We start from the raw sequence: 13855 nt of genomic DNA on the forward strand, positions 1-13855 counted from the left end.
CTAATTCTGGTCAATAACTAATTTTAGAGCACTTCATTAAGGTTAACCCCTACGGTAGAGCCACCCTCAAAAATTGTACCGGTAGTTTGACTATTGAGACGATTGCGAGCTTTTTCGTTAACAGCTGCAGGTAAGGCTATATAACCTACTTCTGATACTAGTTCCATGTTTTCTGGGGCTAGATAAAAATCAACAAAGGCTTTAACTTCGGGACGTTCTAAAGAAGATTTCCTCACATAGATAAAAATGGGACGCGCTAGAGGTTGATAAGTACCATCTTCTACAGTTGCTACAGAAGGCTCTACACAACCATTACCCTCATCAATTTTAACAGCTCTGAGAGTATCTCTATTTTCTTCTAGGTAAGCTAGTCCAAAGAAACCTAAAGCATTTTCATCTTGAGCCACCCCTAAAACGATGACGTTATCATCTTCACTAGCGGTGAAATCACCGCGACTATCTCCCTCCGCACCATTAATAGCGTCAGTAAAGTAATCAAATGTTCCTGAATCTACTCCAGGTCCGTATAAGGTTAGAGGGCGATCGGGGAATCCTTCTCTAATTTGATTCCAATTGGTAACAGTACCTTGAGACTCCGTAGCCCACATTGTATTTAACTCTTCCACGGTTAGACATTCTGCCCAATCGTTGTTAGGATTGACTACCACAGAAAGAGCGTCAAAAGCGATGGGAAGTTCAATAAATTCGATTCCTGCTTGAGCACATTCTTCCATTTCTGAGGTTTTAATGGGACGAGAAGCGTTAGAAATATCGGTTTCTCCTGCACAGAATTTTTTGAACCCGCCACCAGAACCAGAAATACCAACGGTTACTCTGACACCGGGATTAGCTATTTGAAACTCTTCTGCCATCGCTTCAGTTACAGGAAATACTGTACTAGATCCATCGATGGCGATATCGCCACTGATTTCTTGTTTAACAGAAGCGATACTTCCAGGAGCGATTAAACCTAGGGTTAAAGCCGTTAGACTTACTCCTGTTAAGATTTTACGGAACGAATGTTTGTTAATGTTCATTACTGCCTCACTAATCACCTGATTGGGATATATCAATAAATGTTAATCCGAGAGTTATGATAACTTATTTTTTCTATTTTGGTTATTGAGACAATATTGTTTTCACAAATCAAGTTTGGTTGAAGCGTTAGTAATAAACTAACGCAGTCAATCATGAACTACCGCGCACTATCGTGACGCGGTTTCTGACGCTTCAACGCCCCTAGTTGCTTCATGCTTCCGCACAAAGTAGAGCTAGGCGACTCAGCATCTATAGAGGCTCGTTCCAAACCCCTTGCGTAATTGAGCATTACTTGTGCTGCTGCTACATCACGATTAGCTTTATAGCCGCATTTTTGGCAATTATGCTCTCTTTGGGCTAACGTTTTCTTTTCTTGATAACCACATTTAGGACAGGTTTGAGATGGTTTTACTTTTGTTGTAGGTACTTCAATATAAAAACCTCCTGCTTCTGTAACCTTATAGTTTATTAGAGATTTTAGGTTACCTATTCCTACATCTAAAATTGAGCGATTTAAGCCTGTTTTTTGTTTCTTTCTTTTACCTCTAGATTTTCTGGTCATCCCTTTAAGATTAAGCTTTTCTGTAGCAATTAGGCTATTATCGCTAACTATCCTGCTACTAATTTGGTGCTGCCAATCTTGTCTTTGTCTTCCTACTTTAGACTGAATTTTACCTAAAGCTTTTTGTGCTTTTCTACATCTTCTAGACGGCTTAACTCCTTTTCTCCCTATCCTTTTTCGTCTTGCTTTTTTAGCAATTTGTTTTATTTTTTCTTGAGCTTGTTTTAAGAATTTGGGATTATCGATTAACGCTCCTTCACTAGTGGCGATCGCATGATTAACTCCAAAGTCTAATCCTATTGCTCCTATATCTGTAGTAGGTCTTGTTGGGATACAGTCAACAGTAATTGATACATACCATTTGTTTTGTTTGAAAATAATTGTACATGTTTTGGGCATACCCCAATCTTTAGCTTTACCTCTTATGGACATTGTGCCTAAGTGTTAGAGTCGATGGGTGTATCACTACACCGCACCTCTCTTCCGAAACCGTACGTGAGAGTTTCCCCTCATACGGCTACTCAACTAGACTGCGTATTGACATTACGCGCTTCCTTAATTCCAGATATCTTATTAGACATATCCATTATAATATGCCTCTGAATCCAGTCTTGTTTTTTTATCATGACAATGTCCGTGTAATATTTGTAGGTTTTTCAGTCCATGACCTCCACCTTTCGATTTTGGCTTTATATGGTCAACCTCCAATATATCTCCATCTTTGAAATATAGACCACACCAAGTGCATTTACCCTTCTGCCTCTGTAAAAGTTTCGCAACCTTATTAGGCGTTTCAGGATATTGTCCTCTTCGTGTAGCCCAGTACTTCCAATCTCCATCATAAGGACTTTTGTCGCCTTTCACCTTTATATAGTCAACACTTGAATGATGTTCATCTTTAGGGTTATAGACTTCTAACTTTAAGCTAGTATCTCCTTCTTTGGTTGAAAATACCTTTCTTCCATCAATTCTATGCCAGTATTTTTCATAGAAGTTTTCTTTTACTCCCTTCGATACTGCCCAACCTCTGAGTTTTTCATATAGCATATGCTCACATTTTGATAGTATCCCCATGGTTTTTGCATCACTATATATGTAATACTGTCGCCACCCTCTTATCTTCGGATTTAATTCCTTAATTAGGGCAGCTTGTGGAGCTTTTCTTAGAGCTTTAGTTACTCTTTCAATTTCTCTCATATGATTTGCTATTTTCTCTTTGGTCGGATGAATGAGCACTCTCCACCCCAGCGGAACACTTCTTGCATTTTTTGCACACTTATGCTTACTCATCTTATACCCCTGAATATGAAATCCAAGGAAATTAAACCCTGCTTCTCCATCCTCACTTAGATTTTGGTTCACAGTATGTGCAAGTCGTGTCTTTTCAGGTTTTAATTCAAGTCCTATTTCAAGTAACCATGTGGATATCAATTCCTTACATTCTAAGACCACTTCTTTATCTTTATGAAGGACTACAAAGTCGTCGGCATAACGAATAAAAGTTAAAGATTCTACTCTATTCTTCTTACCTAGACTGTTTCCTCTTGGTGTTTTCCATCCTTTTGCATTTTCTGCATAGTTTATTAGCATTCTTTCAATCCCATCTAGGGCTATATTTGCTAATAAAGGACTTATGACTCCACCTTGAGGAGTTCCCATTTCTGTCTTAGAAAATACCTTATGGTCTAATACACCAGATTTTAACCAAGCTTTGATTTGTTGCCTTAACAAACCTTTATAACCTGCTTTATCTAGTAAGGCATTATGGTTTATGCGGTCAAAACATTTAGCTATATCAGCATCAAGAACAAATTTCTCCGCTCCTTTTACTGTGAGTTTAATGTGATGAATTGCATCTTGACAGGACCTTCCTGGTCTGAACCCATAACTCGAAGGCTCGAATTTTGCCTCCCATTCGGGCTCTAAAGCTAATTTTACCAATGCCTGGAGTGCTCTGTCATACATTGTTGGTATTCCCAATGGTCTTTTTTCTGTTTTCCCGGGTTTTGGAATCCACACTCTGCGTGTCGATTTTGACTTACCAGTTAACTTTAATTGACCTACGAGTTTCACACGTGCTTCTGGGGATAGAGATTTAACACCATCCACACCTGCCGTTTTCTTTCCTCGATTGTCTTGTGTTACCTGTCTGACTGCCAGCACCTTAGCTGACCAAGACCTCATCAGCGTTTTTTGGAGTCTCCTTACTTTACGGACATCCCCACAACGTGAAGCTTTGTATATTCTCTTTTGGAGGCTAAAGACTGTAGTTTGAACTTTCCGCCAATTGACATCAGTCCATTCCCAGCTGTTCATATCTCTTGCCACATTTTCTGTTTTAGCCATTTACCTTTCCTACTTGAAACTATACTCTGTTCTAATTGCGGAGTACGTTTGCATATCCTGGGCATTACCCCTTCCCTTTTCAGGCGATACCTGTTAATTCAGGCTAGGCTTTAGCTTCTTACTCCATCCCTCCAATATCTACCATCTGGCTGACTAACCTACTTGGAATATCGACCATTCCAAGAGATAGATATGGGTTAATTCGTTCCGAAATTTCCATTGATTGTAATCTTTAGGTCTTATCTATACACCGGGTCTTTTATAAATGCTCTACATGAAAAAGCAAATTCTGTAGTATTGACCTTGTTCTTTGTTCAGAACGCCAGGAACTTAACCTATATATCTCCCTGACTGTTAACTTACGATGCTTCTAGCGATAATTTGTTTCCTAACCCACGAGTTCCGCTTCCTTGATACTATCTTAGTCCCGCTCGATTATAAATTACATGCTTACTATTCTTCCGGCGCAAGGTTATACTTTGCCTCAGTCTAGCTTTTAGCCCTGCTTCAACTCCATACGTCGTCATCGTTTATGTGTTGAGGGTCTCCTCTCTACATTTCTATAGGAGGCGCTCTATGCTTTTCCACCAGCATTAAGTGGGTAGGTCTTCCTCTTTTAAGATTAAATCTTCTACTGTCTCCGTATATACTCGGTAGAATTCAGTCACCTACATGGAAATTTCAGTTGTCAAGGTTCATTATTGATTTCCCTTGCCTCGTTTTATAAGGTTTTATCCTATTTCAACGAGAACGACTCGCACCGCTTAAGAGTAGCTTGCAATGCTTGACTACCAAGCTCAGCATACTCTACCCACACCTTTTTAAACTCAGGTAAACAATTTTGTTGTTCAAAATAATCAACACTGCGTCCAAATTTTTGATATTGGGTCTTACGGTTGGCAACAGCAGCATTATATAGCAAGCAATGAAGCTTACGCCAATAATGTAATTTTGCTTCCTGAGCTTTATTTGGGTATAGCTGAAAAATAACTTGCTTGATAGCCATAAGGTTTTTTGCTAGACATGAACTACCGTGCACTATCGTGACGCGGTTTCTGACGCTTCAACGCCCCTAGTTGCTTCATACTTCCGTATAAAGTAGAGCTAGGTGACTCTGCATCTAGAGAGGACAGTTCCTGCCCCCTTTGCTAGACTTAACTTATTATAGTATATTCACTTAGGTAAATGTCAAGCCAATTAAGAAAAAGTTCTCATGCTGTTTTTTGTATTCACTTACACATAGTACTAGTGACTAAATACAGGAGGAAAGTAATTACACCTGAGATAATGGATAGGCTTAAGACTATATTTGAGGATGTTTGCTCTCGCAATAATTCGCTACTGGTAGAATTTAATGGTGAGTCAGACCATTGCCATTTGTTGGTTAATTTAGCGCCTAACAATAATATTTCAACTTTGATAAAGTCTCTTAAGTCTGCATCAAGTATGGTCATTAGAAAAGAATTTGAAGAGCACGTAAACCATTACTATTGGAAGCCTGTGTTTTGGTCAAGCTCCTATTTTGTTTCTTCTAGTGGTGGGGTTAGTTTAGATGTTCTCAAAAAATATATACAAAATCAAAGTGTAGAGTACTAATACAACGGAACTTCCCTTTTGACAAAAATAGAAATCTATGCTGTGTCTGAGTTTGAAGAGCGATCTCGAAGAGATCCGCTTCGCGGTGCGTTAGCAATTTACATGGGTACAAAAGTGGCCAACTTCGAGCAAATCCATCGCTTTCTGTTGTAGTTTAGTAAATTCTGTAATCTTTTCAAACACCGCAGATTGACCAACAGCGATTACCTCAATAGTATTTAAACAGATTGTACCTAAATCATTAAGTAAAGTCCGAAAACTATGCACAGGTTCATTTAGTTCATTTCTTTTTGTTCTACTCTTTCTTTTCGTTTTAGAATTAGCTTCATATTTCAGCACTCGACTTTCATCAAGACTTAATTCTTCTGGCTCTTCTTCAAATAATAAACTTGTGAGCGCTCGCGTAGCGCTGCCCTGCGGGCAGACCGCTTCATATACCACTCTACATAATAAGATAACATACATAAGAAAATATGTGCTTTAACTCGATGGTCACGATAATGATAAATTGGTCTTATTTTTAAATCTATACTCTTCAAGGAGCGAAATGCTTGCTCAACTTTGGCTAATTGTTTATAGGCTTTGACTGTCTCAATTGGGGACATATTTTCGGCTTTAACTGAGGTTCTAATCGTGTATAGTCCATCCATAATCTCGTCGGCTTTTTTTATTTCTTGTTTTAGGCAATAATTGAAACTATTCTCAGTAATTTCTAACTCAAAGTATTTGCCTACTTTATATTTATTAATTACTTTACCTACTCTTAACCCGATTTTATCTTGACCAAATAAGGCTCTTTTTTCTCTTTGAGTTGCCGCTACTATTTTATCTAATTCAATAGTTGTGGCTTTGATTAGTTCTTCTCTTTTGTGTTGATTCCTTGCCGCTAATAGAGGATTTTTACACACCACTAGTCTTTCCCCTGGATATTCTTCCGATTCAATCTCGACTATGTTTCTCTCATCAAATAGTCCAAGCTGTATTTCTTGTCTTTCAACTAGTTGCTTGATTTGATTTTTTCTCAATGTGGTTATCCAATCGATACCTTCACTGTTCATTAATTCCTCTTTGATAACTAAACTAGTGAGCATTCCTTTATCTCCTACCCACACTACACAAGAGAGTCCAAATCTGTTTCTTACTTTTTCTATTTGTGCTTTTACTGTGGTGGCATCATTCGTATTTCCTGGAAACACTTCTACTGCAACAGGACATCCTTGACTGTTACAAATCAAGCCAAATACTATTTGAGTATATCCTCTTTTCTTATCTCTGCTATAGCCATATTCTCCTAAATTACATGCCTCTCCTTCTAAATAAGTTGATGTGAGGTCATATAGTACTAGTGAACCTTCTCTTAATTCTTTTGCTGCCAATTTTTCTTCTATTGCTTCTTGAGAGTCTCCTAACCAATCTAAGGCTTCATACAAATCATCTTCTGTTACTTTTTCTAAGTTCAGTATTTTGCCCAAGCTACTGTTAGCCGTTTCTCTTCTTAACCCTCGACTCGTGGCTAGCTTAGATTTTGGGTCAATAATTCTGGCGGTAATTAAACTTTTTATGATTGCGTTTCTCTTGTTATTTTCGCTTTCTATTATTGGCTCTAATCCTATCTTTTTGATTGTTCCTAATATCGCTGCTACATGACCATGTGGTAGACTTCTTTTTACCTTCAATACTGACTCAATATTATCTATAACCTTACCACCTTTAAGAGCTGCTTTGAGATTTTCAATGACATCATCTGGTAGTTGAGAAAGATTGGCTATGGTTCTTTTGCGAACCTGATCTCCCTCGCGATAGGATTCGCGAAGTAATATGGCAGGAGGAGAATTACGATTGGGAACTCTTTCTATGTACATGTCTACAATTTTAACATTTTTCTTAATCCACAAATCTTAAGAAAATCTTAAATTTACATGGGTACAAACTCAATCGACAATCTTTTCAGCCGTTTCTTGCTTTTTTCTCAGGGGGAAGTTCCGATACAAGGTGTTCGCTTTCATCCCCAGGCTTAACAGCACTGGGGACTTCTCGCTCACGTGTTAAATTTTTAACGTACTTTTTTGAGACTTTCGGTTTTCTCGGTAAATAGTTCGGTTAAGAGGCTTAACACTGTACGATTTTCGCGAATTTTGATGTTAACACTCACTGACATACCTGATTGTAATTGGATATCCCGAGAGTTGATGGTTAGGTATTGTGCGTCTAATTTGATTATGGCGGGGAAGCGATAAAATTGATTAAATTGATCTGGTGGTAAAGCGTCAGATCCTATCCAAATCACTTCTCCTTTGATATCCCCAAATTCACTATAGGGAAAAGAATCAATTCTAACGTCAGTGTTCATGTTTTCTTGAACAAAACCAATATCTTTGTTACTGATATAGACTTTGGCAATGAGATGATCATCAGGGACGATTTTTAACAGTGATTCGGCTTGACTAGGTTGGGGAACAAAACCTGGAAATGCTTGTAAGTCAAATACTGTACCTGCTACAGGCGCACGCAATACTTGATAGGTTAGGGTTTGTTCAGCGCGACTGATTTGACTGGTAGTCTCAGCTATGCGTTTATCGTTTTCTACCACTAGCTTCATCAATTGACTTTCGATTTCGGCTTTTCTTTGAGTATTGGTGGCTATTTGCTGTCTAATGTCTCTGTCTCTGAGTGCGGTAACGTTGTTTAATTCGGCTTGAGCTTGATTGATATTTAATTGTAATCTTTGTTGTTCTTGGAGTAGTTGGTCGATTTCGGCTAGACGAGTTTGTACTTGTTGTTGTTGATTGTTATATTCTACGTTGCCGTTGGCTCTTTGTTGGATTAATTCCCGCGAGCGATCGTTGACTCTTTGTCTCTGTTGTTCTAGTTGTAATCTAGCTAAAGCACCTTCATCTACAAGTGGTTCGATATCTCTGACAATACCTTGATCAATCGATAAGCTTTCTTCAGCTGCGACGATCGCTGTTTCGTTGCGTTCTTTAATTTCAGCTAAGACTTGTTGATCTGTGGCTAGTTTGGCTTGTGTATCGGCTAATTGTAGTTCATTTTGGGCTAGTTGTTTTTCTAGTTTTTGTTTTTCTAAATCAGATGCTTCTCGACGGGAGTCATATTCGGATCTAATAGCGTTTAATCTAGCTTGATCAGTGGGGGTTAATCCTGTTTCTAATTCGGCTTCGGGATAGAGATAGAAATTGAGTACTTTATTTTCGTTGTCTAATTCGATTAAATGACGAGCTAAAGAGGCTATTTCTGGTGGTATATCTAACTCGGCGATCTCCCTTTCTAATTCTACGGTTGAGAGAGAGTTATTTAATAATGTGCGGTAGAATTGGTTTTCTTGAGTTAGAGAAGCTAAAATATTTTGCAGTGCTGCTAATTCTGCTTCAGAAGTACTAGTATCAAAGATAATCAACTCTTGTCCTTGAACAACCTTTTCGCCATCTTGAACTAAAACTTCTTTAACTACGCCGTTAACTGGTGGTCTAACTTCTTGTACTCTTCCTACTGGCTCTAGTTGACCTCTTGCGTTTACTACTTGTTCTATTCTAGCTACTGATGCCCATAATATACTAAATCCTGAGACCCCGACGATCGTCCAAGCTGCTGCTCTCGACCATACTGGTGTCTGTTTAAGAATTACCTTCTGTTCAAATTTACTTAATTCTGATTGAGGTTTGGGTTTGGGTATCCCTAAGCTAATTTTTTTATTGGCTTTACCATTGCCGTTGGTTCCTGGTGTATTGCCGTTACTACTTGTCATTGTTCTTATCTATCTTAGGTTAGTTTGATTTGATTCTAGCTTTTTTGTAACAAAAGTTTTCTTGCTTAAACTGAAAATTTTCTATAATTAACAATTATTAAATATTAAGCCAATTAGAGAAGATGATTTTTAATGAGGTAGATTCATTTTTAGGGATACCGATTGGTTATGGGGTTTTCCTAATTATTAATATAGCTTTATACGCTATTTTCGCTTTGGGTTTAAATCTACAATGGGGTTTTACGGGGTTGATTAATTTCGGTCACGTAGCTTTCATGACGATTGGGGTTTATACAACAGTCTTGTTAAGTCTTGCTGGTGTACCTTTAATTTTAGCGGTAATAGCAGGAGGGATTTTAGCTGCTTTATTGGGGTTATTAATTGGCTTATCCACCCTCAGACTTAGAGAAGATTATCTAGCAATTATGACCATTGGTACATCAGAGGTAGTTAGGTTAATCGCTAAAAATGAAGCTTGGTTAACTAGGGGATCTGCGGGTATTCAAGTCTATCCTCGTCCTTTAGAAAAGATTGAATCTAGTTTAATGCAGCAATGGTCTATGAGTGCTATTTTGACTGTTATCGCTATTATAGGAATGTGGCAATTATGGCGACAATTGCGGAAAAACTGGCGCAAAGAGGCTAAAATCTGGCAGAAAATAAGCCTAGGGATAGGAGGAGTAGTCGGGAGTGGTTTAATTATCTTGACTTATATTATTGGTTTAATTGCTTTTGCTAATTATAACGCTAAAGTAGGTTTGATGTTTTTGAGTTTGATTGTCTTAGCTTTGATGTATTGGGGATTAGAGTTTTTAGTGCGATCGCCCTGGGGAAGAATTCTCAAAGCGATTAGAGAAGATGAAGAAGTAGCCAAAGCATTAGGAAAAAACGTCTTTTGGTATAAATTACAATCCTTTATTCTAGGAGGAGCGATCGGAGGTATAGCGGGAGCATTTTACGCTTGGCAATTTAGCGTTTATCCTGATAATTTTGAACCAATTATTACCTTTAACACTTGGATGATAGTTGTTTTAGGTGGAGCTGGAAATAACCTGGGTACGATTTTAGGAGCAATTTTGTTTTGGGTTACTTTTGAACCACTAACTCGTTATTTAACTTCTAGTGAATTAGGAATACTTCAACCCTCCCAACAAGGAGCAGTGAGAATTATGCTGATTGGTATTATTCTGATGGGTTTAATGTTATGGCAACCCCAGGGTATTCTAGGTAAAAAACAAGAATTAACCTTAAATAAATGAGCGAACCTTTATTATTAGCTTCACAACTATCGAAAAACTTTGGTGGAATTAGGGCTGTAGATCAAGCTAATATTACTGTAACCAAAGGAAGGATTACTGGTTTAATCGGTCCTAATGGTGCAGGAAAAAGTACTTTATTTAATCTATTATCTAATTTTATTACTCCTGACGCGGGTAAAGTTATCTTTGATGGTAAATCTATTGAGAAACTCAAACCTCATAAAATTGCGCAAAGAGGTTGTGTACGTACTTTTCAAGTTCCCCGAGTTTTATCTCGTCTCTCGGTATTAGAAAATATGTTATTAGCTCCCCAAAAACAAACTGGGGAGAATTTAGTTAAAATTTGGTTTACACAAGGACAAATTAGACAAGAAGAGCGTATTAACCGAGAAAAAGCCTTAGCAATCCTCTCTGAGGTTGGTTTAAGCGCTAAAGCTAATGATTACGCGGGTTCTCTTTCTGGTGGTCAGCGGAAATTGTTAGAAATGGCTAGAGCAGTCATGGTTCAACCTAAGTTAATCTTACTAGATGAACCTGCTGCAGGAGTTAACCCCGCTTTGATTGAGGAAATTTGCGAACATATCGTGAACTGGAATAACCAAGGTATTTCTTTCTTAATTATTGAACACAATATGGACGTGGTGATGTCTTTATGTGAGCATATTTGGGTTTTAGCTGAGGGAAAAAATCTGGCTGATGGTACTCCTGCTGAGATTCAAAGTAATTCTGAGGTTTTGGAAGCTTATTTAGGTGACATTACTTGATTTAATCATAATGGGAACACCGCGAGCAGGTGCGAGGGTAAGTCCTCGTCTTTGCGGTTTTTCAGGTTTGCTGTCGGCTAAAACTATGTTGTAATTAGAAATTATTTCGGCTAAAGCTAACTTAAACTCAAATAGGGCTAAAACTTCCCCAAGACAACGACGAACACCCCCACCAAAGGGTAAAAATTCATAGGGGGAGAACTGTTTTTCTAAGAAGCGATCGGGTTTAAAACTGTCTGGATTGGGATAAATATCCTCACGGTGATGGGTTTGGTAAATACAACCCATAATGGTACTATGAGCGGGGAAAAAGTAACCGTCTATTTCGGTGTCTGTTTGGACAATCCTCGGAAAAGTAACCATAGCTACTGGGTAAATGCGCAAAGTTTCCTGACAAACAGCGCTTAAATAGGATAAACGAGTGATTGCTGTGGGTTCGCAATCTGCTAAACTAGCTAATTCTAACAGGATTTTAGCTTTTACTTCGGGTAAATGATGTGTCCAATAAATACCCCATGCTAAAGCAGTAGCGGTTGTTTCGTGTCCTGCGAATAATAGGGTAATCAGTTCGTCGCGCAATTCTTCATCAGTTAAGGGGTTACCTTCTGCGTCTTGAGCTGAAAGCAATAGGGAGAGAATATCATCCCTGGGGGGTAGTTGGCGACGTTCGAGGATTTCAGCATAGATCTGCTCGTCAATCTCTGCTTTAAGGGCGAGAAAATTACCCCAAGGACTCCATTTACCTAAGTCTTTTTGTAAACTGGGAAAGACTAAAAAAGCGACTTTGGCGGGGACACGGAATATATCTAAAAGTGAGGTTAATAAGCTTTTGAGTTTGTTGTACCTCTCTCCACTACTAAGACCAAAGACAGCCTCCATAATCACATTCATGGTGATGGCTTGGGTGAGGCTGCGGGCTTCTACCACTTGGTTTACGGGTGCTCTATCCATAATTTCTCTAGTAATCCGAGTGATGGTGTTAGCGTAATTATTAATCTGTTGTCCGTGAAAAGGAGGCATTAATAATTGTCGTCGCTGTTTATGTCGATCGCCGTCTAACATAATGACGGAATAATTCCCTAGTAGGGTGGAAAGAATTTTATTTCCTTCTGCTGAAGCTATAAACTGTTGGCGATCGTTGGTAAGAATCTGTTGCAATATTTTGGGATTACTGACAAAGATAACGTTATCCGCTGATGGTATTACTTTAGTTTGGAATAAGTCGGGATATTCTTGAGAGGTTTTGTTTAAATAATTAACGGGATCTAAAATCCAGTTGGCTACCTGTAAGAATTGGGGGTTTTTTGGTCCTGAGATGGTTAGCATAATTACTCTAGTTGATTCGACAACGTTGGGTTTCTGTACAGTTGAGGGTTTTTTCTCGTTCAGCGATAATTTCTTCTAGAGTTGCTCTCCCTGTGATTTTTAAGCGCCATTTTGCCCAAACTTGATAAATAGCTTCGGCGATTGGTCCGATGATTGGTAATTTGGTAAAGCTATATAACCACCCCATGCCTAAAATGGTATATACTCGCCTGAATACCTCTAAATTGGTGATTACTGTTCCATCTGGTAAAATGGCGTGGATTGTTCCCATAGCTGTGGCGAAGTCGATATCATTGTTTTCTGCTGGTGAGTAGTTGCGATCGCTAATATCTACAAAAGCGATTAATCCTCTCCCATTGTCTTTGCTTTGGAGAAATTTAACCTCTCTTAGACAGAGTGGACATTCTCCATCGTATAGCAGTTTGATTTGCCAATTATTTTTAACCATCTTTTTTACTTAACTCTTGATTATATTAACAATTGTAAATAGCTTTAGGCAAGACCAACCCTAAATTGTCTTAGATTTAACTAAATTCCTGTTTTAAGGTTTTGTTAACTTTTTTTTTAATAATTGTCTTGACACAATCATAGCCACTTTAAAGTTGATCCCCATTGGTTTTTAAGCAATATTCTCTGATATATCAAATTTTTTCAAAGTGATAAAAATGAGTAGTTAATCATTTTATATGTACCTTTGTAAAGGCATTATTAAAAGATTCTAAAGTTCTGAGTATATTTTGGGATCACTCAAAACCATACTGTATCTAGGCTTTAACCCAATAATTACAGCACAAGCGATCAGTGATAATTAAATAATAAGAAACTTGCTATAGACAAGCTTATAATCATTCTCCACTTTAAGAGAGGTCCACCTTCATGAACGAGCCACATCGAATCACTTCTGCTTGTCGCTATTGTCGTCATTACTGTCCTGAAGGACGTCGCGGTGGTCTATGTAATCAATTAGGAGTAGAGGTTCAAGCTAATTGGAAGTCTTGTTCTTTTGCTCTTCCTCCTTTTGTAACCCCTTGGGAAAAAATACAAGATATTGTTTTATTGGAAAATTCTTTAAATATATCTGAAGGTAAACAAGAAACAATTCAAGCACAAAAAAAACTTAATGAATCAAAAACTTATCAACCAGTAGATTCCTACCATATCGCCTAATTTTTCAGTCAAAATTTAACATAAACTAGATTGC

At 38.1% G+C, this 13855-nt stretch carries 11 protein-coding genes and 1 pseudogene; 4 read left to right on the top strand and 8 right to left on the bottom strand.

What is annotated here, in order from left to right:
- Positions 1 to 23 precede the first annotated feature (23 nt).
- The 4 genes from EA365_07945 to EA365_07960 form a co-directional block, all read right to left on the bottom strand.
- On the bottom strand, positions 24 to 1037 hold the full coding sequence (locus tag EA365_07945; GenBank protein ID TVQ45359.1) for a PstS family phosphate ABC transporter substrate-binding protein: 1014 nt from the start codon (positions 1035 to 1037) through the stop codon (positions 24 to 26).
- Positions 1038 to 1195: 158 nt separating this feature from the next.
- Complete coding sequence (locus tag EA365_07950; GenBank protein ID TVQ45454.1) at positions 1196 to 1999, bottom strand: transposase; 804 nt, start codon at positions 1997 to 1999, stop codon at positions 1196 to 1198.
- 174 nt (positions 2000 to 2173) lie between these two features.
- The gene (gene ltrA, locus EA365_07955) at positions 2174 to 3946 is read right to left on the bottom strand and encodes a group II intron reverse transcriptase/maturase (GenBank protein TVQ45360.1); all 1773 of its coding nucleotides are present in this window, start codon (positions 3944 to 3946) and stop codon (positions 2174 to 2176) included.
- Positions 3947 to 4682: 736 nt separating this feature from the next.
- Positions 4683 to 4952: a hypothetical protein gene (locus EA365_07960; protein TVQ45361.1), complete on the bottom strand. Its 270-nt coding sequence runs from the start codon at positions 4950 to 4952 to the stop codon at positions 4683 to 4685.
- 179 nt (positions 4953 to 5131) lie between these two features.
- Here EA365_07960 and tnpA point away from each other — a divergent pair, with 179 nt between their 5' ends.
- The gene (tnpA, locus tag EA365_07965) at positions 5132 to 5542 is read left to right on the top strand and encodes an IS200/IS605 family transposase (protein ID TVQ45362.1); all 411 of its coding nucleotides are present in this window, start codon (positions 5132 to 5134) and stop codon (positions 5540 to 5542) included.
- 90 nt (positions 5543 to 5632) lie between these two features.
- Here the strand turns inward: tnpA and EA365_07970 are convergent.
- Together EA365_07970 and EA365_07975 are read right to left on the bottom strand one after the other, a co-directional pair.
- A pseudogene (locus EA365_07970) lies at positions 5633 to 7404 on the bottom strand (IS1634 family transposase).
- Positions 7405 to 7595: 191 nt separating this feature from the next.
- On the bottom strand, positions 7596 to 9305 hold the full coding sequence (locus EA365_07975; GenBank protein TVQ45363.1) for an HlyD family efflux transporter periplasmic adaptor subunit: 1710 nt from the start codon (positions 9303 to 9305) through the stop codon (positions 7596 to 7598).
- A gap of 122 nt (positions 9306 to 9427) precedes the next feature.
- Between EA365_07975 and EA365_07980 the strand changes: the two genes are divergently transcribed.
- On the top strand, positions 9428 to 10564 hold the full coding sequence (locus EA365_07980) for a branched-chain amino acid ABC transporter permease (GenBank protein ID TVQ45364.1): 1137 nt from the start codon (positions 9428 to 9430) through the stop codon (positions 10562 to 10564).
- A complete protein-coding gene (locus EA365_07985) occupies positions 10561 to 11328 on the top strand; it encodes an ABC transporter ATP-binding protein (protein ID TVQ45365.1) in 768 nt (255 codons plus the stop codon). The genes EA365_07980 and EA365_07985 overlap by 4 nt, the downstream gene beginning before the upstream one ends.
- Here the strand turns inward: EA365_07985 and EA365_07990 are convergent.
- Together EA365_07990 and EA365_07995 are read right to left on the bottom strand one after the other, a co-directional pair.
- Positions 11311 to 12654, bottom strand: coding sequence for a cytochrome P450 (locus EA365_07990; GenBank protein ID TVQ45366.1), 1344 nt, complete (start codon positions 12652 to 12654; stop codon positions 11311 to 11313). The genes EA365_07985 and EA365_07990 overlap by 18 nt on opposite strands.
- A 7-nt stretch (positions 12655 to 12661) precedes the next feature.
- On the bottom strand, positions 12662 to 13102 hold the full coding sequence (locus EA365_07995; GenBank protein ID TVQ45367.1) for a DUF393 domain-containing protein: 441 nt from the start codon (positions 13100 to 13102) through the stop codon (positions 12662 to 12664).
- A gap of 428 nt (positions 13103 to 13530) precedes the next feature.
- On the opposite strand from EA365_07995, the gene EA365_08000 reads away from it, so the two are divergent.
- Positions 13531 to 13821 (top strand): hypothetical protein, encoded by a 291-nt coding sequence (locus tag EA365_08000; GenBank protein TVQ45368.1) that lies wholly within the window; start codon positions 13531 to 13533, stop codon positions 13819 to 13821.
- The last annotated feature ends 34 nt before the right edge of the window (positions 13822 to 13855 follow it).

Source organism: Gloeocapsa sp. DLM2.Bin57, assembly GCA_007693955.1.
Classification (GTDB): domain Bacteria; phylum Cyanobacteriota; class Cyanobacteriia; order Cyanobacteriales; family Gloeocapsaceae; genus Gloeocapsa.

What these genes read in the sequence shown, in the direction of transcription:
- EA365_07945 (TVQ45359.1), bottom strand. Translation starts at nt 1,037, where the DNA reads ATGAACATTAACAAACATTCGTTCCGTAAAATCTTAACAGGAGTAAGT.
- EA365_07950 (TVQ45454.1), bottom strand. Translation starts at nt 1,999, where the DNA reads ATGCCCAAAACATGTACAATTATTTTCAAACAAAACAAATGGTATGTA.
- ltrA (TVQ45360.1), bottom strand. Translation starts at nt 3,946, where the DNA reads ATGGCTAAAACAGAAAATGTGGCAAGAGATATGAACAGCTGGGAATGG.
- EA365_07960 (TVQ45361.1), bottom strand. Translation starts at nt 4,952, where the DNA reads ATGGCTATCAAGCAAGTTATTTTTCAGCTATACCCAAATAAAGCTCAG.
- tnpA (TVQ45362.1), top strand. Translation starts at nt 5,132, where the DNA reads ATGTCAAGCCAATTAAGAAAAAGTTCTCATGCTGTTTTTTGTATTCAC.
- EA365_07975 (TVQ45363.1), bottom strand. Translation starts at nt 9,305, where the DNA reads ATGACAAGTAGTAACGGCAATACACCAGGAACCAACGGCAATGGTAAA.
- EA365_07980 (TVQ45364.1), top strand. Translation starts at nt 9,428, where the DNA reads ATGATTTTTAATGAGGTAGATTCATTTTTAGGGATACCGATTGGTTAT.
- EA365_07985 (TVQ45365.1), top strand. Translation starts at nt 10,561, where the DNA reads ATGAGCGAACCTTTATTATTAGCTTCACAACTATCGAAAAACTTTGGT.
- EA365_07990 (TVQ45366.1), bottom strand. Translation starts at nt 12,654, where the DNA reads ATGCTAACCATCTCAGGACCAAAAAACCCCCAATTCTTACAGGTAGCC.
- EA365_07995 (TVQ45367.1), bottom strand. Translation starts at nt 13,102, where the DNA reads ATGGTTAAAAATAATTGGCAAATCAAACTGCTATACGATGGAGAATGT.
- EA365_08000 (TVQ45368.1), top strand. Translation starts at nt 13,531, where the DNA reads ATGAACGAGCCACATCGAATCACTTCTGCTTGTCGCTATTGTCGTCAT.